This window comes from Streptomyces sp. NPDC001914 (genome assembly GCF_042891215.1).
Taxonomy (GTDB): domain Bacteria; phylum Actinomycetota; class Actinomycetes; order Streptomycetales; family Streptomycetaceae; genus Streptomyces.
Window position 1 is genome coordinate 403,295 of the sequence record NZ_JBIASW010000002.1, and the last position, 18,856, is coordinate 422,150.

Here is an 18,856-nt window from a genome sequence, read left to right on the forward strand (position 1 = left end):
CGGGTTTCATACGCCCTCCTGAGGCTCCGCCAGATGCAGCCGGGGCACCGTGCGGTCGGCGTCGGCCCAAGCGAGGACCGGACGGCCCGGGAAGTCGTGAGGGTGGGCCATGGTCCTGGCGCGGTAGGAGCGCACGCCGTCGGGCAGTTCCCGTGTGGCGACCCGTGCCATGTGTCTCACGGCGTGCGAGTCCGTGTCCCGGCCCCGGTCCCACACCACTACAGGTACCCCGACGGCCAGACAGACCTGCACGATGCCATCGCGCAGACCGGGCGGCACGTCGACGGAGACGCGCACGGCATCGAGCTTCTCCATCAGTTCGTAGTAGACCTGGTTCGGATCCTTGGACGCGTCCGAGAAGACCAGGGTTGCTCCGGAATCGAGACGGCTCCACCGGCGGCGCCACTCGGGCAGGAAGCGCTCGTGACGGCGCAGCAGCTCCGGGCAGTGCATGACCAGCGGGAACTCCACCCCGAGCACACCGGGCACGATCTCGTCGGGGGCCCGGCCCTCCCATTCGTCGACGGGGAGATTCAGGCTGCCGCGGTCTACCAGGACCTCCACGAGGGGGCGTTGGCCCTGTGAGGCGGACGGAGCGACGGACTCCAGGGTGCGCAACAGTTCGCGGGCGGCCTCGGACGCCGAGTAGGAGACGTCCGCCGTGGCCGAGACCTGCCGGGGCCCCGCGCCCTCGTCGCACCAGATCCGCAGGCGATGGCGTTCCGCCCCGGCCTGCCGTACCTCAACCAGGACCCGGGCGCGGGCCGACCGTGTGCGTATGTCCCGTGCCCATTCCTGGGCGTCCGAGCGCCGCTCCGCAAGGGCCGAGCGAGGAATGCCGAGCCGGGCGATCACCCCGTCGGACCACATGCGCAGCCCGGCACGCTGCGGCGCGGCGCACAGCACGCTCAGGTATTCCATGGCACGCAGCAGAGCGGGGACCCGTGGGTCGGTGCCGTCCGAGCGGCCGTCACCCGGCAGCGTCTCCAGATGGTCGAGCAGCGTGTCGAGGCTGCCCCCGCCCGGGAACACGGCGACCAGTGGCAGCGCCGCGCGTACCACTTCCCCGAACCGTCCGAGCACCGTGCGGTCGACGCCGCGCAACAGGTGGTGCAGACGGGCGTATTCGCGTGGGGAGAGGAGCCGGGGCCCAGGTGAGAGGCGGCCGGCCGTCAGGACGCGGTCGGCGGCTGCCGAGTCCCGGCGCCGCAGTATCTCGGTGAAGGCGGCGAGAGCCCGAGGGTGGCTGAGGAGGAAGTCCGTGAACTCCTCGAACGTGGGAGGAGTCACCTCGCCGCCGTCACCGACACCGCAGGCGCGCGCCAGTTGCCGGGCCGCGTCGCCGCGGCCGGACGGCGACGGGAAGGCGGCTTCCAGTGCCTCGATGAGCAGCAGTCGGGCCGGGTCGTCGGGGTCCGCCGGTTCGACCTCCTGGAGGTCGAGGGCGCCGACGCCACGTAGCTCGGTCTCGATGTGCTGCCAGGGGATGCCCCAGCTGCGCCGGATCAGATGCTGAGGGCTGTACCCGGCGGGGCCACCGGTGAGGGGGTCCTGGGGCGGCATGAAGTGAGCCACGACGACACCCACCACGGCCTGGTCACGGCTGCACCACAGTGGGCCGCCGCTGTAGCCGGGACCGACCGCCATGCCGGTGGCTTCGCCGTCGAGGTAGGCCACGGGCCCGTCGGCGGACTTGACGGTCAGGTCAGCGAACGTGGCTCCGCCCGTGCTGCCGTGCCAGGCGCGCACCTTCTGGCCCGCCGTCATGGCCAGCCGCCGGGTGGCCGGCCACACACTGTCCTCCGGCGCGTTGACCCGGAGCACCGCGAGGTCGCCGAGCCAGTGGTCCTCGCCCGCGCGCACCGTGGCGCCGTCGTGGGTGCGTGGCGCGATCCAGTGGGCCACGCGTGCCGGATACCTGCCGTGCGCGCGTGGTCCCGTGAACTCGACGGTGATGTCTTCGAGGCCCGGAGCACGTGGCTCGAAGAGTGCCCTGCCCAAGGCGTCGTTGACCACATGCGCGCACGTCACCACGGTGTCGGGGCCGAGGATCAGCCCGCCGCCCGCCACTTTGTCGTCCCGCACGCGGCGAACCGTCGCCGCGCATGAGACGGGAGGGTGGTTGTCCGCGTGTCCGAGGGGCCGGAACCACCGCATAGTCATTCCGCGTTCGGCAGCGCGCCACCAGTGCCGCCGGACGTCGGTTTCCAACTGGCGGTCACCGTGAGATGGGCCTGGCCGCTTCCGCCGACGATTCCGAGCTTGAGGTCCTGTCCGACCTGGACGCCGAAGGCCACACTCAGTTCGGTCGGCGGATCGGGCGCGGACGTGACCGCGTCGTGCACTTCCTGGAGCATGGGGCCGAGCGGCCGGAGCGCATGGCGCAGGGTGCCGACCGCGAAAGCCACGACGGCTCCGCCGGCCGTAGCCACCGGGACGGCGGTCCCCATGCCCTCGGGACGGTCTCTGTCCCCGGCCCGGTCGGGTCTCGTCCCGCCCTGGACAGGCGTGAGGACGAACCTGACAGGCGTACCGTCCTCGAACTGCCCGTCGAACTGCGACTCTGTTGAGGTTGACACAGTCACATTCTGGTAGAGACAGGTCCCTGACACCGGTATATTCGCCCAACTCGACGTCCGCTGAGTCGTGTTGCGTACTGGTGAGGTCACCGCCCCGTCCCGGCGACCGGATCCGGGTGGGGCGATTCGGGCCTCCTGGCCGGATGCTGCCGGACTTCTCTTGCGACAGACGTACGGAAAGTACGTATCGAACGTATGTGCTTTGTCCTCATAAAGAGGGGTGCTGGGGGCGGAATCCTCACTATCGTCGTTGTGTACGGTCCGCCGGGGGCAGGGGTGCGGCAGAGGTTCGGTGGGGAAAGCGCCGAGATCGGGCCGTCGGGTGGGGCCGACGGGGAGCGGGGGACGGCATGGCGCAGCGATGGGACGCGGATCGTCGGCAATGGGTCGACGACGGTACGGGCCCGACGGACGGGGGAGTTCAGGACGGAGTGGACGCCGGCGGAGCGCCGCCGGCCGGGGATCAGCAGTGGTGGGCGGCGGCCACCCAGGCAGGCCCGATGCGGCCGGATTCCTTTCCGCCCGCGGGCTCCGTGCCGCCGCCGCCCCAGCCGCCGCAGCATCAGCAACAGCAGCAGTGGGCCCACTCCCAGCAGCAGGCCCAGGCCGCCTGGTCGCATCAGCAGTCGCAGTCGCAGCCGCAGACGTGGCCCGGCGGTGTCGTGCCGCCGCCGGGCGGTGGCCGGCCGCGCGGGCCCGGGGACTCGCGGCGGCTGCTCCTGGTGATCGTCGCCGTGGCCGTCCTGGCGGGCGGCGTGGGCGGCGGTCTGTGGGCGCTGACCCGGGACGACTCGGCGAAGCACCCGGAGGCGAACCCGTCCGGTCCCTCGGTCACCGTCACGACGTCACAGCCCGGCGTGACCCCGGGCGCCTCGAACACCTCCGGCGGTGAGGGCACGTACACCGCCCCGGCCGCGACCACCGCCCCGGCGCCGGCGCCCGGATACAGCCGTTCGGTCGATCCGCTCGGCTACTCCGTGGACGTGCCGGACGGCTGGGCGCGTGAGGAGACGCAGGGCAGGCTGGCGCCCGTCGTCACGTACACGGCGCCCGGCGGCAGACGCAAGCTCATGGTGTTCGAGGTCAAGGAGACCTCCGTGACGGAGTCCTCGTCCCAGGCCCAGTCCATCGCGGAGGGGTTCCGGGGCTACCAGTACCTGGACCGGCAGACCGGCACCGGCTGGACGGAGTTCAGCTACCGCTACGACAGCAAGCAGTACGGGGTCACCGAGACCGTCGACCACCGTTTCGAGGCCGCCGACGGCACGCCGTACGCGGTCGTCGTGAGCGGCCCGCCGGGCGGGGACATGGCCCAGCAGCTCACGACGGCCGTGAACTCCTTCTGTCCGACCGGGTTCACCTGCGCGAGTCCCTCCTGAGGCCTGTCCGATCCTGAGGCCTGTCCGATCCTGAGTCCCTTCCCGTTCCAGAGTCCCGTCCGTTCCTGAGCGACGACCGTCACTGGTCGGCGGGCGGTTTCCGCGCGTTCACCGCCCCTGTTTGTCCCTTTTCGTGCGATTTTTCAGTGATCCGGCGCACTTCCGGTGGCGGATCGCGCATGCGGCCGGGGGCGAGGGGCAGGCGCTCACAGCTCACGGGGGCGACACCCACGTGACGCAGGGGGATCGAACGGGAACGGAAGGCAACACCGACCATGGCAGGACAGCAGGCAGAACAGACCATCCATGTGGGCGGCGAGTGGCGCGCGGCGCTCTCCGGCGCGACGCGCGAGATCCTCGACCCCGCCGATGCCGTGCCGTTCGCCGTGGTCGCGGAAGGCGACGAGAAGGACGCGGACCTCGCGATCGCCGCCGCCCGGCGCGCCTTCGACGAGGGCCCCTGGCCGCACACCCCCGTCGCCGAGCGCGCGGCCCTGCTGCGCCGCGTCGCCGGTCTCCTCGCCCGTGACCGCGAGGAACTCGGCCTGCTCGAAAGCCGGGACGCCGGCAAGACGGTGGAGGAAGGGCGCGTCGACATCGACTGTGTCGCCGACGCCTTCCGGTACTTCGCCGACCTCGTGGTGGGAGAGGGCGGAGGGCGAGTGGTGGACGCCGGTTCGGCCGACGTCCACAGTGTCGTCGTGCATGAGCCGGTCGGCGTGTGCGCGCTCATCACGCCCTGGAACTATCCGCTGCTGCAGGCCAGTTGGAAGATCGCCCCGGCCCTCGCCGCCGGCAACACCTTCGTGGTCAAGCCGAGCGAGATCACCCCGCTGACGACCGTCGCCCTGCTGCGGCTGCTGGCCGAGGCGGGCCTCCCCGACGGTGTCGCGGGGCTCGTCACCGGCCCCGGCCACACCGTCGGCGCCCGCCTCGCCGAGCATCCCGACGTCGACCTCGTCTCCTTCACCGGGGGCCTGGTCAGCGGGACGAAGGTGGCGCGCGCCGCCGCCGACACGGTCAAGAAGGTCGCGCTCGAACTCGGCGGCAAGAACCCCAACGTCGTCTTCGCCGACGCCTGCGCCACCGAGGAGGGCTTCGACACCGCCGTCGACCAGGCCCTCAACGCCGCCTTCATCCACAGCGGTCAGGTGTGCTCGGCCGGTTCCCGGCTCATCGTCGAGGAGTCGCTGCGCGAACGCTTCGTCGCCGAACTCGCCCGCAGGGCGGGCGCGATCCGCCTCGGCCGCGGCACCGAGGACGGTGTCGAGTGCGGCCCGCTGGTCTCCGCGCAGCAGCGCGCCAGGACCGAGGAGTACGTCGCCTCCGCGCTGGCCGAGGGCGCGGTGCTGCGAGCCGGCGGCAAGCGGCCCGAGCCGTCCGAAGTCCGGCCCGCCGGCGGCTACTTCTACGAGCCGACCGTGCTCGACCGGTGCCACCGCGGGATGCGGGTCGTCCGCGAGGAGGTCTTCGGACCCGTCCTCACCGTGGAGACGTTCACCACCGAGGACGAGGCCGTCGCGCTCGCCAACGACACCGAGTACGGCCTCGCGGGCGCCGTCTGGACCGCCGACGCCGGACGGGCCCGCCGTGTCGCGGGGCGGCTGCGCCACGGCACCGTCTGGATCAACGACTTCCACCCCTACCTCCCGCAGGCGGAGTGGGGCGGTTTCGGCAAGAGCGGCGTCGGGCGCGAACTCGGCCCGGCCGGGCTCGCCGAGTACCGCGAGACCAAGCACGTCTACCAGAACCTCGCGCCGGCGCCGGTCCGTTGGTTCGCCGGCTGACCTCGACTGACTCCGACTGACCCCACTGACTCCGGCTGACCTCGACTGACTCCGACTGACCCCACTGACTCCGGCTGACTCGGGCTGAGTCCGGCCCACTTCGGCCGTCAACGGCAGCCGGTCAACAGCCACGGCGGCCGGTCATCAGCCAACGGCGGCCGGTCATCAGCCAACGGCAGCCCGTCATCGGCCAACGGCAGCCGGTCATGGCCTGTGGTGGCCATCGGCCAACAGCCTTCGGTCATCGGTCCGTTGTCCGGTCCGCCGGGCTCGTGCGTCGGGTTCCGGCGCTCGTCCCCCCACCTTTCACAGCACCTTGGAGCACCCCTTCATGTCCCAGCACGAGAAAACGTACGACTACGTCGTCATCGGCGGCGGCACGGCGGGCTCCGTGATCGCGTCCCGCCTCACCGAGAACCCGGATGTCAGCGTCGCCGTCATCGAGGGCGGCCCCAGCGACGTGGGACGCGACGACGTCCTCACCCTGCGCCGCTGGATGGGCCTGCTCGGCGGGGAGCTCGACTACGACTACCCGACCACCGAACAGCCTCGCGGCAACTCGCACATCCGGCACAGCCGTGCCCGCGTGCTCGGCGGATGCTCGTCGCACAACACGCTGATCGCGTTCAAGCCGCTGCCGTCCGACTGGGACGAGTGGGAGGCGGCCGGCGCCAAGGGCTGGGGCGCGGAGCCGATGGAGGCGTACTGGACGCGGCTCCTGAACAACATCGTCCCGGTCGACGCGAAGGACCGGAACGCCATCGCGAGCGACTTCGTGGACGCCGCGCGGTCCGCCCTCGGCGTGCCGCTGGTCGAGGGCTTCAACCGGCAGCCGTTCACCGAGGGCGCCGGCTTCTTCGACCTCGCGTACCACCCGGAGGACAACAAGCGGTCGAGCGCCTCGGTGGCGTATCTGCACCCCGTGATGGACGAGCGGCCCAACCTGACGCTCCTGCTGGAGACCTGGGCGTACAAGCTCGAACTGGACGGGAAGCGCGTCACGGGCGTGCACGTCCGCACGAAGGACGACGAGGAGGTCCTCGTCCGCGCGCGCCACGAGGTCCTGCTGTGCGCGGGCGCGGTCGACTCGCCGCGGCTGCTGCTGCACTCCGGCATCGGGCCCGCCGGTGACCTGGAGGAGCTGGACATCCCCGTCGTGCACGATCTGCCGGGCGTCGGCGAGAACCTGCTCGACCACCCCGAGTCGGTGATCGTCTGGGAGACGAACGGACCGATCCCGGAGAACTCGGCGATGGACTCCGACGCGGGCCTGTTCGTGCGCCGCGACCCCGCGGAGCCGGGCCCCGACCTGATGTTCCACTTCTACCAGATCCCCTTCACGGACAACCCGGAGCGCATCGGCTACGAACGGCCCGCGCACGGCGTCTCGATGACCCCCAACATCCCCAAGCCGCGCAGCCGCGGCCGTCTTTACCTCACCAGCCCCGACCCGACCGTCAAACCGGCCCTCGACTTCCGGTACTTCACGGACGAGGACGACTACGACGGCCGAACCCTCGTCGACGGCATCAGGATCGCCCGTGAGATCGCCGCGGCCGAACCGCTCGCCGGCTGGCTCAAGCGCGAGGTGTGCCCCGGACCCGAGGTCACCGGCGACGAGGAACTGAGCGCGTACGCACGCCAGGTCGCGCACACCGTGTACCACCCGGCGGGCACCTGCCGGATGGGCGGCCTCCTGGACGAACTCGCCGTGGTGGACCCCGAACTGCGCGTCCGCGGCCTCGACGGCATCCGGATCGCCGACGCCTCCGTGTTCCCGGCCATGCCCGCCGTGAACCCGATGGTGGGAGTGCTGATGGTCGGCGAGAAGGCCGCCGAGCTGATCGGGGGTGACGCGCGATGAACACCCCGACCGGCGCCGAGAGCGCCACGCCGACCGGCGCCGAGAGCGCCGCGCCGACCGGCGCCGAGAGCGCCATACAGACGAGCGCCGACCCGGCCCGCGTCGAGAGCGACGCGGCCGTCCACGCCGAGAACGCCGAGGGCGGCCCGACCGCCCCTGCCGCCACGACCACCCGCGTCGAGACCGACACGACCGCTCGCGCCGACGGCGCCACGGCCGCCGCCGACCCCGTCTTCTCCGTACGCGGGCTGTGGAAGGTGTTCGGCCCGAAGGCCGACCGCGTTCCCGGCGACCCCGGACTGGCGTCCCTCGACGCCGCCGAACTGGCCGCCGCCACCGGCTGTACGGCCGCCGTCCGCGATGTCGGCTTCGACGTGCGCAAGGGCGAGGTCTTCGTCGTCATGGGCCTGTCCGGTTCGGGCAAGTCCACCCTGGTGCGCTGTCTCACCCGGCTGATCGAACCCACCTCGGGCAGCCTCGCGATCGACGGCGAGGACGTCCTCGCCATGGACAAGGGCCGGCTGCGCGAACTGCGCCGCCACCGCGCCGCCATGGTCTTCCAGCACTTCGGCCTGCTGCCGCACCGCACCGTCCTCGACAACGTCGCCTACGGCCTGGAGATCCAGGGCGTCCCGCGCGAGGAACGCCGGGCGAAGGCCGCCGAGGTCGTCGCCAAGGTCGGGCTGGAAGGCATGGAGCAGCGCAGGCCGGGCGAGCTGTCCGGCGGTCAGCAGCAGCGCGTCGGGCTGGCCCGCGCGCTCGCCGTCGACCCCGAGGTCCTGCTCTTCGACGAGCCGTTCAGCGCGCTCGACCCGATGATCCGGCGGGACATGCAGGAGGAGGTCGTCCGGCTGCACCGCGAGGAGGGCCGCACGATGGTCTTCATCACCCACGACCTGACCGAGGCCCTGCGCCTCGGCGACCGCATCGCGCTGATGCGCGACGGCCGGATCGTCCAGCTCGGCACCCCCGAGGAGATCGTCGGCTCCCCGGCCGACGACTACGTCCGCGAATTCGTCCGGGACGTGCCCCGCGAGCAGGTCATGACGGTCCGCACGGCCATGCGCGCAGGGGACTGCGGCGGCCCGGAGCACCCCGGCGCGCTCGCCCCCGGCACGGTGGTCGCCGACGCGATCAAGACCGTCGCCGCCACCGGCCGCGCCGCCTGCGTCGTCGACGAAGGCCGCTGCCTCGGCGTCGTCGACCAGCAGCGGCTGCTCCAGGTCGTCGCCGGCCCGCAGGACGCGCTGAAGGAGGCGGTGTGATGGCCGCGGTCACCGCATCCGCACCCCGTACGGCGCTGCCCGGCCGCCTCGGACATCCGGCCGTCGGCAAACTCGTGCTGCTCGCCGTCCTCGCGGCGGTGTTCGTGCCCCTCGCCGTCGCCCGCTGGTCCGGCGGCAGCTGGCCGCACGCCCTGACCGTCGACCTGACCGGCCCGCTCGGCAGAACCGGCGACTGGATCATCGACAACCGGGACAGCCACCCGCTGTTCCTGTACTTCTTCGGCTACGTCAGCAACGCCGTCGTGCTGTCCGTACGCGCCGTCTATCTGCTGCTCCTCGCGGCCGGCTGGGCCGGGGTGACCGCGCTCGGCGCCCTCGTGGCCTGGCGGGCCGCCGGAGTGCGGCAGGCCCTCGGCACCGGCGCGGCCTTCCTCGTCTGCGGACTGCTCGGCATGTGGGTGCCGACCATGCAGACGCTGGCGGTCATGGTGGTCGCCGTGTTCGCCTCGGTCGTCCTGGGTGTCCTGCTCGGCCTCGCCGCCGGGCTCTCCGACCGCACCCACCGCGCACTGCGCCCGGTCCTCGACACCATGCAGGTGCTTCCGGCGTTCGCGTATCTGCTGCCCGTCGTGCTGGTCTTCGGGATCGGCGTGCCCGCGGCCGTGCTCGCCACCGTCGTCTACGCCGCCCCGCCCATGGCCCGCCTCACCGCGCTCGGTCTGCGCGACGCGGACGCGGGCGTCATGGAGGCCGTCGCCTCGCTCGGCGCCACGGCCCGGCAGCGCCTGTTCACCGCCCGTCTCCCGCTGGCCCGCAGGGAACTCCTCCTCGGCCTCAACCAGACGATCATGATGGCGCTGTCCATGGCCGTGATCGCCTCGGTGATCGGCGCCGGCGGTCTCGGCGACCGCGTCTACCAGGCCCTCGCCTCCGTGGACGTGGGCGCCGCACTCGCCGCCGGCATCCCGATCGTGCTCCTCGCGGTCGTGCTCGACCGGGTCACGGCCGCGGCGGGGGAGCGCATCGGAGCGCCCCACGAGAACACTCCCCGGCTGTACGTGGCGCTCGCCGCCGCCGCGGTCCTCGTCGTCGCGCTCGCCGGCCGTCTCGCGGGCCGGGCGGAGTGGCCCGACGCGTGGGCCGTGCATCTCGCCGAGCCGGTGAACACGGCCGTCGACTGGATGACCGGCCACCTCTACTCCGGCGTCCCCTACATCGGCGGCACCGCCGACTGGGCGGGCCACTTCACCACCTGGGTCCTCGACCCGCTCCGCGACGGACTCCAGTGGCTGCCCTGGTGGGCCGTGCTGCTGACCGTCGCCGCCCTGGCCTGGCTGATCGGCACCTGGCGCACCGCCCTGACCGCCGTCCTCGCGATGGCCGCGATCGGCGTGCTGGGCGAGTGGAAGCCGGCCCTGGACACGCTGTCCCAGGTCCTCGCGGCGGTCGCCGTGACCCTCGTGATCGGCTTCGCCACCGGGATCGCGGCCGCCCGCAGCGAACGGTTCGAGCGCCTGCTCCGGCCCGTCCTCGACGTCTTCCAGACCATGCCGCAGTTCGTCTACCTCATCCCCGTGGTCGCGCTGTTCGGCGTCGGCCGCGCCCCCGCCGTCGCCGCCGCGGTCGTCTACGCGCTGCCCGCCGTGGTCCGCATCACCACCCAGGGGCTGCGCGCCGTCGACCCGGCCGCACTGGAGTCGGCCCGTTCCCTCGGCGCCACCGCCGGGCAGCAGCTGCGCCAGGTCCAGCTTCCGCTGGCCCGTCCCGCGCTGCTGCTCGCCGTCAACCAGGGCGTCGTCCTGGTCCTCGCCGTGGTCATCATCGGCGGTCTGGTCGGCGGCGGCGCGCTCGGCTACGACGTCGTCTTCGGCCTCGCCCAGGGCGACCTGGCCACCGGGCTGGTCGCGGGCGCCGCAATCGTCTGCCTCGGACTGATGCTCGACCGGGTGACCCAGCCGACCGGGCGCCGCGCGAAGAAGGGAGCCTGACATGCGCGTTCGTACGACATCCGCGGTGGCCGGGGCCTCGGCCCTGCTGCTGCTCACCGGCTGCGGCGCCGCCGACATGACCCAGCAGGCCTCGCCCTTCGCGAACGCCCGGGGCGCGAAGACGGTCACCCTGTCCGTGCAGTCCTGGGTCGGCGCCCAGTCGAACGTGGCGGTGGCGCAGTACCTCCTCGAACACGAGCTGGGCTATCGCGTCGACACCGTCCAGGTCGACGAGGTGCCCGCCTGGGACGCGCTCAGCCAGGGCCGCGTCGACGCGATCCTGGAGGACTGGGGCCACCCCGACCAGGAGAAGCGCTACGTCCAGGACAAGGGGACGATCGCGCCCGGCGGGAAGCTGGGTGTGACCGGGCACATCGGCTGGTACGTCCCGACGTACTTCGCGAAGCAGCATCCCGACGTCACGGACTGGAAGAACCTGAACAAGTACGCCGAGCAACTGCGCACGCCCGAGAGCGGCGGCAAGGGCCAGCTCCTCGACGGCTCCCCGTCGTACGTCACCAACGACAAGGCGCTGGTGAACAACCTGAAGCTGGACTACCAGGTGGTGTTCGCCGGTTCCGAGGCCGCGCAGATCACGCAGATGAAGCAGTTCGCGAAGGAGAAGAAGCCCTTCCTCACGTACTGGTACTCCCCGCAGTGGCTGTTCGAGAAGGTCCCGCTGACGGAGGTGAAGCTGCCCGCCTACAAGGAGGGCTGCGACGCCGACGCGGCGAAGGTCGCCTGCGCCTATCCGCACACGCCGCTGCAGAAGTACCTCAACGCCGACTTCGCGAAGACCGGCGGCAAGGCCGCGGCCTTCCTGAAGAAGTTCAAGTGGACCACCGAGGACCAGAACGAGGTCTCCTTGATGATCGCCGACGACAAGCTGACGCCCCAGGAGGCGGCGAAGAAGTGGGCGGACCGCCACCGGTCCACCTGGAGGGCGTGGCTGCCGTCGTGACCCGGCCGGCCGGCTGAAGGAGACCCCGCACGGTCGTGCGGGCCCCGCGAGGCCGGTCGGGGGTCCGCGCGTTCGGGCGATGCCCTGCGTCGCCGGTCCCGGGCCGTCGGAGGTGGCCCGGGACGGGTCGTCGGCGGTGGCCCGGGACGGGCCCCGGGACACCGTCCGCGTGATCGGCGGCGCGGCGAGCCGTCGGGGCCTGACCCGGACCGCCCCCCGACGCCACCGCCTAGCGCAGCTTCGCCGCGATGTCGCCCAGCGCCTCGGCCGCCCGGCGCTGCAGTCCGGGGCCGAACGTGACGCGGGTGGCGCCCAGTTCGCCCAGCTCGGCGGGGGACGTCCCGTCGAGCCGGGCGAACACGTTCAGGGGGCCCAGGATTCCGGACCGCAGCAGCGGCAGCACCTGCTCCGGGGCCCCGATCGGGTACACGCAGTCCGCCCCCGCCGCGACATACAGGGCCGCCCGCTCGATGGCCCGCCCCGGATCGCCGTCGCCGTACGCGAAGACGTCGACCCGGGCGTTCACGAAGAGCTGGTCCGCCGCCGCGCCGCGCACCTCGGCCAGCCAGTCGGCGTGCCGGGCCGCGTCCTTGAGGACCCCGCCCTCGGAGTCCTCCAGGTTGCAGCCCACGGCCCCGGCCTCCAGCAGCCGCTCCACCAGTTCCCCGGGCGCCAGCCCGTAGCCGCCCTCGACGTCCGCCGACACCGGCACGTCGACCGCCCGGGCGATCCGCGCGACGGCGGCGAACATCTCCGCCGCGGGCGTCTCCCCGTCCGCGTAGCCCAGCGACGCGGCCACCCCGGCGCTGGGGGTGGCGAGCGCGGGAAACCCCTGGTCCGCGAACACCCGGGCGCTCGCCGCGTCCCAGGGCCCGGGCAGCACCAGCGGATCGCCCGGCACCCGTCCGTGGTGCAGTGCCCGGAACCTCCCGGCACCGCCCGCCGGCGCGGGCGCCCCGCCCGCGGCCGCCCCGGGCGTCACTTGTGGCCGCCCGGCCGGTAGTGGCCGGGCACCATGCGGCAGGTCACGCCGAACCGGTTCCAGGCGTTGATCATCGTGATCGAGGCGATGAGCTGGACCAGGTCGGCGTCCTCGAAGTGCCGGGCCGCGCGCTCGTACACCTCGTCCGGCACGAAGCCGTCCGTCAGCACCGTGACGGCCTCGGTGAGCTCGATCGCCGCGATCTCCCTCTCCGTGTAGAAGTGCCGCGACTCCTCCCACGCGCCGAGCTGCACGATCCGCTCCACGCTCTCGCCCGCCGCGAGCGCGTCCTTGCTGTGCATGTCCAGACAGAACGCGCAGTGGTTGAGCTGCGAGGCACGGATCTTCACCAGCTCCAGGAGCGTGGGGTCCACTCCGCGCCGGGCCGCCGCGTCGAGCCTGACCATCGCCTTGTAGACGTCGGGCGCGAGCTCGGCCCAGGCCAGCCGGGGCGTGTGCTCGGGCGCGTGCGGCGCGGTGCCGTCGGCGGGCGGGGCGGACGCCGGGGAGGAGCCAGCGGGGGTCGTGGTGGGCTGCGTGGTCGTGTCCTGCGTCGTCATGCGATCGACCCTACGAAGGGAATAGCCCAGGAGTATGGTCCATTCGCATGGGGAAAACATGGGCCAATCTGGGTGTCGACCTCCATGTCGAGCCGACCGGGTCCGGCATCCGCAAGGGACTGACGGAGGCGCTGCGCGAGGCCGTGCGCGGCGGCCGGCTGGCTCCCGGGACCCGTCTCCCGTCCTCCCGTTCCCTCGCCGCCGACCTCGGCATCGCCCGCAACACGGTCGCCGAGTCCTACGCCGACCTCGTCGCCGAGGGCTGGCTCACCGCGCGCCAGGGCTCGGGCACGCGCGTCGCCGAGCGGAGCGTCGTACGACCGGCGCCCCAGGCCGCGCCGCGCCGCCGCGAACAGCTCGGTCCCGCCTACGACCTGGTCCCCGGCCGCCCCGACCTAGCGTCCTTCCCGCGCGCCGCCTGGCTCAAGGCCGCCCGCCGCGCCCTGGCCCGCGCCCCGCACGAGGCCCTCGGCTACGGCGATCCGCGCGGCCGCCCCGAACTGCGCACCGCCCTCGCGGGCTATCTCTCCCGCGCCCGGGGCGTCCGCGCGGACCCGGAGCGCATCGTGATCTGCTCCGGCTTCTCCGACGGCCTCACGCTGCTCGGCGCGATCCTGCGCGGGCGGGGGCTCCGCTCGGTCGCCGTCGAGTCGTACGGGCTCGACGTGCACTGGGCGCTCCTGCACCGGTCGGGCCTGCGCACGGTCCCGCTGCCCTTCGACGAACTCGGCACCGACACCCGCGACATGACGGGCGTACGGGCCGTACTCCTCACCCCCGCCCACCAGTTCCCGATGGGCGTGCCCCTGCATCCGGACCGCCGGGCCGCCGTCGTCGCCTGGGCGCGCCGCACCGGCGGGCTCGTCCTGGACGACGACTACGACGGCGAGTTCCGCTACGACCGGCAGCCCGTCGGCGCGTTGCAGGGCCTCGACCCCGAGCACGTGGTCCATCTGGGCACCGCCAGCAAGTCCCTGGCCCCCGCGCTGCGCCTCGGCTGGCTGGTCCTGCCGCCGTCGCTCGTGGACGAGGTGGTCTCCCTGAAGGGGGAGGGCGGCTGGTCCACCGGGGTCCTGGACCAGCTCACGCTCGCGGAGTTCATCACCTCCGGCGCCTACGACCGGCACGTCCGCTCCGCCCGGCTGCGCTACCGGCGCCGCCGGGACGCTCTCGTCGCGGCGCTCGCCACCCGTGCCCCCGACGTGCACGCCACCGGCATCGCGGCCGGGCTGCACGCCGTGCTCCGCCTCCCGCCCGGCACCGAGCGGTCCGTGGTCCAGGCCGCCGCGTTCCAGGGCCTGGCCGTCCACGGCCTGTCCCACCACCGCCACCCGGACGCGCTCGTCCCGCACCAGGACGCGCTGGTCGTCGGTTACGGCACCCCGCCGGACCATGCCTGGTCCGGCGCCCTGGAGGCACTGTGCCGGGCGCTTCCCTGACGGTTCACGACGGTGCCGGCGCGGCCGGTTCCGCGGCCGGCGCCTCGCCGAACCGTGCCAGCACCAGGGCTCCGGCCACCGCCACCGCGAAACCGAGCACCGCCAGCCAGGACAGTCCCTCGCGGGTACGGTCGCCCAGCCACACCACGCCCACCAGCGCGGGCCCGATGGTCTCCCCGATGACGAGACCGGCGGTGGCCGTCGTCACCGAACCCCGTTCCAGGGCCGTGGTGAGCAGCAGGAACGCGGCGCCGCCGCCGATGAGCAGCGCGTACGTCGCCGGATTGGCCAGCAGCGTCCCCGGATCGAGGTCGGCGATCAGCCGTACCGCCACCTCGACCACCCCGAACCCGAACCCCGACCCGAGGCCCAGCGCGAGCGCCCGCCCGCGGTCGGGCAGCCGTCCGCCGACGAGCGCCAGCACCAGGACGGCCACGGACGTCCCGAGCATCGCGTACTTCAGCGCCAGGGACCCCGCCCGGTCCCCCTCGGGACCGGAGGCGAGCCCCAGCATCGCGAGTCCGCCGCACACCACCGCCACCGCGCCCCACTCGGTCCGGCTCAGTCGCACACGCAGCAGCCACGAGGCGACCACCGCGGTGACGGCCAGGCTCGCCGCGAGGGCCGCGCCGACCGCGTAGATCGGAAGGGACCGCAGCGCGAGGATCTGCAGCACGAACCCGACCCCGTCGAGGCCGAGCCCCGCCAGATAGCGCCACTGCCGCAGCGCCCGCAGCAGCAGGACGGCCGCGCCGCCGGCTCCGCCGCCGGTCCCGCCCTCGCCCGCGGCCCGCGCGGCCATCGCCTGCAGAACCGTCGCCGTACCGAAACAGACCGAGGCACCAAGGGCGCAGATCATTCCAAAGAGCACGAAGCGACTGTAGGGGACGGCGCGTTACGGGGGGCTGTCGTGAACCCTCCGTGTACGGGATCTCTAATCTGTCCTCTTCGGTCGAAGAACGAACCACGGCGAACAAACGGGGGAACGGACATGGCGGACGTACGACGGCAACTCCGCTCGGGCACGGTCGTCCTCGGCGGCATGGGGCTCCTCGCGGCGACGCTCACCGCCTGCTCCTCGGACCCCGACAAGCGCTGCGTCGACCGCGACAGCTACAACGCGGCCAAGGGCTACGAGGTCGTCGCGGACAAGTACTGCACGTCCTCCTCGGGTTCGTACCACACCGGCTGGTACTACGGCGGCAGCAAGAAGAGCAGCTGGGTCGAGGGCGGCTCCTTCGTCAGGCCCAGCGGCTCCGGCGGCTCCGGCGGTTCGGGCGGCAGCGGCGTCCACCGCGGCGGCTTCGGCGGCGGCAAGGGCAGCTCCGGCGGCTGACCCGCGGCCCCGCCGCCGGAGCGAGCGCTCCGGCACCCGACCCGCCCGCCGAGACGGAGAACCCACGCACCCCATGGAACGCCGCACCATCACCCCCCGTCCCGGCTGGCAGCAGACCGTCGAGCGGCAGGGACTGATCTACCCGCTCACCCGCCATCCCGACGACTCCCTGCGCCCCTACTGGGACGAGAGCGCGCACTACGTCTTCTCGCTGCCCGAGGTGGAGGCGCTGGAGGAGGTCGTCGAGGAACTGCACGCCATGTGCCTGACCGCGGCCGGGCACATCGTCGAGCGGGGACGCTTCGCCGACCTCGGCATCGACGACCCGCGGGTCGCGGCCGCCGTCGCCGAGGCGTGGCACCGGCGCGCCGAACTCCCCTCGGTCTACGGCCGCTTCGACCTCCGGTACGACGGGACGGGCCCGGCGAAACTCCTGGAGTACAACGCCGACACACCGACCTCGCTGGTGGAGGCCGCGAGCCCGCAGTGGTTCTGGATGGAGGACCGCTTCCCCGGCGCCGACCAGTGGAACTCCCTCCACGAACGCCTCGTCGCGGCCTGGAAGAAGCAGGGCGCCCTCCTCCCGCCGGGCGGCCCGCTCTACTTCGCGCACTCCGCCGAGGACGAACTCGGCGAGGACCTGATGACGGTCGCCTACCTGAAGGAGACCGCGGAGCAGGCCGGACTCGACACGGACTGGATCTCCATGGAGGAGATCGGCTGGGACCCCCTCTCCGGCCGCTTCGTCGACAACCGGCTCGCGTTCATCCGCAGCTGCTTCAAGCTCTATCCCTGGGAGTGGCTCACCACCGACGCGTTCGCCGGCCACGTCCTGGACACCCTCGACAACGGCGGCGGCACCGGTACGACCCTGTGGATCGAACCCGCCTGGAAGATGCTCCTGTCCAACAAGGCGCTCCTCGCGGTCCTCTGGGAGCTCTACCCGGGCCACCCGAACCTGCTGCCCGCCTACCTCGACGGCCCCCGCGAACTGGCCGCCACGAACGGCTACGTCGCCAAGCCCCTGCTCGGCCGCGAGGGCGCCGGGGTCACGATCCACGAAGCCGGCGCCGCGCCCGTCGTACGCGAAGAGGCCTGCTGCTACCAGGAGCTGGCGCCGCTCCCCTCCTTCGACGGCAACCGGGTCGTCCTCGGCGCCTGGGTCGTCGAGGACGAGTCGGCGGGCCTCGGCATCCGGGAGTCCTCGGGCCCGATCACGGACGAGTACGCCCGCTTCCTGCCCCACGTGATCCTCTAGACCCGCGCGCAGGCCGTCCGGGGCCCGGGTCCCCTCGCGGGCCGTCCGGGGCCCGGGTCCCGCGCGGTCCTCCCGGGCCGGGGCGCCTACGCGCCGAGCACGGCCCGGAGCTGGGCCAGACCCCAGTCCAGGTCCTCCTCGCCGATGACCAGCGGCGGGGCGATCCGGACGGTCACGCCGTGGGTGTCCTTGACCAGGACGCCCCGCTCCATCAGCCGCTCCGAGATCTCCCGGCCCGTGCCGTACGCGGGGGCGATGTCGACGCCCGCCCACAGACCGCGCCCGCGCACCGCCGTGACATGACCGGATTCCTTCAACAGGCCCAGTTCCCGGTGCAGCCGCTCGCCGAGCCGGGCCGCCCGCTCCTGGTACTCGCCCGACCGCAGCATCGCGATCACCTCCAGCGCGACCGCGCAGGCCAGCGGGTTCCCGCCGAAGGTCGAGCCGTGCTCCCCGGGCCGGAACACCCCCAGCACCTCCGCGCTCGACACCACCGCGGACACCGGCACCACCCCGCCGCCGAGCGCCTTCCCGAGGACGTACATGTCCGGCACGACACCCTCGTGCTCGCACGCGAACGTACGGCCGGTCCGCCCCAGCCCCGACTGGATCTCGTCCGCGACGAACAGCACGTTCCGCTCCCGCGTCAGCTCCCGCACAGCCGGCAGATAACCGGCCGGCGGCACCAGCACCCCCGCCTCGCCCTGGATCGGCTCCAGCAGCACGGCCACCGTGTTCTCCGTGACCGCCGCCCGCAGGGCCGTCAGGTCCCCGTACGGCACGATCTCGAATCCCGGCGTGTACGGGCCGAAGTCCGCCCGGGCCTCCGGGTCCGTCGAGAAGCTGATGACCGTCGTCGTACGCCCGTGGAAGTTGTTGCCCGCGACCACGATCTTCGCCATCTCGGCCGGGACGCCCTTGACCCGGTACCCCCACTTCCGGGCCGTCTTCACCGCCGTCTCCACCGCCTCGGCGCCGGTGTTCATCGGCAGCACCATCTCCATGCCGCACAGCGCGGCCAGCTCCCGGCAGAAGTCCGCGAACCGGTCGTGGTGGAACGCCCGCGAGGTCAGCGTCACCCGGTCCATCTGCGCCTTGGCCGCCTCGATCAGCCGCCGGTTGCCGTGGCCGAAGTTCAGCGCCGAGTACCCGGCCAGCATGTCGAGGAAGCGGCGCCCCTCGACGTCCGTCATCCACGCCCCGTCCGCCGTCGCCACGACGACCGGCAGCGGGTGGTAGTTGTGCGCGCTGTGCGCTTCGGCCGAGGCGATGAACGCCTCCGTCGTCTCCCTGGCATCCATGGTGGTCACGGGATCTCCGTTCTCGGTCGGGCGGCACGCGGGGGCGGGCTTGTGGCCCCTTTCCTATCGTCGCTCGCATGGTGGACCGTGGACCCCGCTGATCCGGCGCGCCCGGTAGGCTGACGGACGGGGCCGTGACTGGCGCGCTGGGATGGGACCGACCATCGGGGAGCGGCACCCGCGCTGAGGCTTTCCC

Annotated in this window: 15 protein-coding genes; 9 read left to right on the top strand and 6 right to left on the bottom strand. The window is 72.8% G+C overall.

What is annotated here, in order from left to right:
* Window positions 1–6: 6 nt before the first annotated feature.
* The gene (locus ACFYYF_RS06815) at window positions 7–2,085 is read right to left on the bottom strand and encodes a trypsin-like peptidase domain-containing protein (protein ID WP_388772152.1); all 2,079 of its coding nucleotides are present in this window, start codon (window positions 2,083–2,085) and stop codon (window positions 7–9) included.
* 74 nt (window positions 2,086–2,159) lie between these two features.
* A complete protein-coding gene (locus ACFYYF_RS06820; RefSeq protein ID WP_388772154.1) occupies window positions 2,160–2,579 on the bottom strand; it encodes a CU044_2847 family protein in 420 nt (139 codons plus the stop codon).
* 350 nt (window positions 2,580–2,929) lie between these two features.
* On the opposite strand from ACFYYF_RS06820, the gene ACFYYF_RS06825 reads away from it, so the two are divergent.
* From ACFYYF_RS06825 to ACFYYF_RS06850, 6 genes are all read left to right on the top strand, one after another.
* Window positions 2,930–3,958 carry a hypothetical protein gene (locus ACFYYF_RS06825; protein ID WP_388772156.1) on the top strand — a complete coding sequence of 343 codons (1,029 nt, stop codon included), beginning with the start codon at window positions 2,930–2,932 and terminating at the stop codon, window positions 3,956–3,958.
* Window positions 3,959–4,233: 275 nt separating this feature from the next.
* On the top strand, window positions 4,234–5,745 hold the full coding sequence (locus ACFYYF_RS06830; protein ID WP_388772159.1) for an aldehyde dehydrogenase family protein: 1,512 nt from the start codon (window positions 4,234–4,236) through the stop codon (window positions 5,743–5,745).
* 331 nt (window positions 5,746–6,076) lie between these two features.
* Window positions 6,077–7,609 carry a GMC family oxidoreductase gene (locus tag ACFYYF_RS06835; protein WP_388772162.1) on the top strand — a complete coding sequence of 511 codons (1,533 nt, stop codon included), beginning with the start codon at window positions 6,077–6,079 and terminating at the stop codon, window positions 7,607–7,609.
* Window positions 7,606–8,874: a glycine betaine/L-proline ABC transporter ATP-binding protein gene (locus ACFYYF_RS06840; RefSeq protein WP_388772164.1), complete on the top strand. Its 1,269-nt coding sequence runs from the start codon at window positions 7,606–7,608 to the stop codon at window positions 8,872–8,874. Before ACFYYF_RS06835 ends, ACFYYF_RS06840 begins: the two co-directional genes overlap by 4 nt.
* The gene (locus ACFYYF_RS06845; RefSeq protein ID WP_388772166.1) at window positions 8,874–10,823 is read left to right on the top strand and encodes an ABC transporter permease; all 1,950 of its coding nucleotides are present in this window, start codon (window positions 8,874–8,876) and stop codon (window positions 10,821–10,823) included. Before ACFYYF_RS06840 ends, ACFYYF_RS06845 begins: the two co-directional genes overlap by 1 nt.
* A gap of 1 nt (window position 10,824) precedes the next feature.
* Window positions 10,825–11,784, top strand: coding sequence for an ABC transporter substrate-binding protein (locus ACFYYF_RS06850; protein WP_388772169.1), 960 nt, complete (start codon window positions 10,825–10,827; stop codon window positions 11,782–11,784).
* A gap of 229 nt (window positions 11,785–12,013) precedes the next feature.
* Here ACFYYF_RS06850 and ACFYYF_RS06855 read toward each other — a convergent pair whose 3' ends face one another.
* Window positions 12,014–12,766 (bottom strand): isocitrate lyase/phosphoenolpyruvate mutase family protein, encoded by a 753-nt coding sequence (locus tag ACFYYF_RS06855; RefSeq protein WP_388772172.1) that lies wholly within the window; start codon window positions 12,764–12,766, stop codon window positions 12,014–12,016.
* Window positions 12,763–13,326, bottom strand: a complete 564-nt coding sequence (locus ACFYYF_RS06860) for a carboxymuconolactone decarboxylase family protein (protein ID WP_388772174.1) — start codon at window positions 13,324–13,326, stop codon at window positions 12,763–12,765. Before ACFYYF_RS06860 ends, ACFYYF_RS06855 begins: the two co-directional genes overlap by 4 nt.
* A 47-nt stretch (window positions 13,327–13,373) precedes the next feature.
* On the opposite strand from ACFYYF_RS06860, the gene ACFYYF_RS06865 reads away from it, so the two are divergent.
* Window positions 13,374–14,765, top strand: a complete 1,392-nt coding sequence (locus ACFYYF_RS06865) for a PLP-dependent aminotransferase family protein (RefSeq protein WP_388772176.1) — start codon at window positions 13,374–13,376, stop codon at window positions 14,763–14,765.
* A 4-nt stretch (window positions 14,766–14,769) separates the two neighbouring features.
* On the opposite strand, the gene ACFYYF_RS06870 is transcribed toward ACFYYF_RS06865, so the two are convergent.
* The gene (locus ACFYYF_RS06870; protein ID WP_365480947.1) at window positions 14,770–15,624 is read right to left on the bottom strand and encodes a hypothetical protein; all 855 of its coding nucleotides are present in this window, start codon (window positions 15,622–15,624) and stop codon (window positions 14,770–14,772) included.
* Between the two features lie 132 nt (window positions 15,625–15,756).
* Between ACFYYF_RS06870 and ACFYYF_RS06875 the strand changes: the two genes are divergently transcribed.
* Complete coding sequence (locus ACFYYF_RS06875) at window positions 15,757–16,101, top strand: hypothetical protein (protein WP_361676415.1); 345 nt, start codon at window positions 15,757–15,759, stop codon at window positions 16,099–16,101.
* Window positions 16,102–16,174: 73 nt separating this feature from the next.
* A complete protein-coding gene (locus ACFYYF_RS06880) occupies window positions 16,175–17,359 on the top strand; it encodes a glutathionylspermidine synthase family protein (RefSeq protein ID WP_361676412.1) in 1,185 nt (394 codons plus the stop codon).
* Between the two features lie 86 nt (window positions 17,360–17,445).
* On the opposite strand, the gene rocD is transcribed toward ACFYYF_RS06880, so the two are convergent.
* Window positions 17,446–18,660, bottom strand: a complete 1,215-nt coding sequence (gene rocD / locus ACFYYF_RS06885; RefSeq protein ID WP_388772959.1) for an ornithine--oxo-acid transaminase — start codon at window positions 18,658–18,660, stop codon at window positions 17,446–17,448.
* Window positions 18,661–18,856 lie beyond the last annotated feature (196 nt).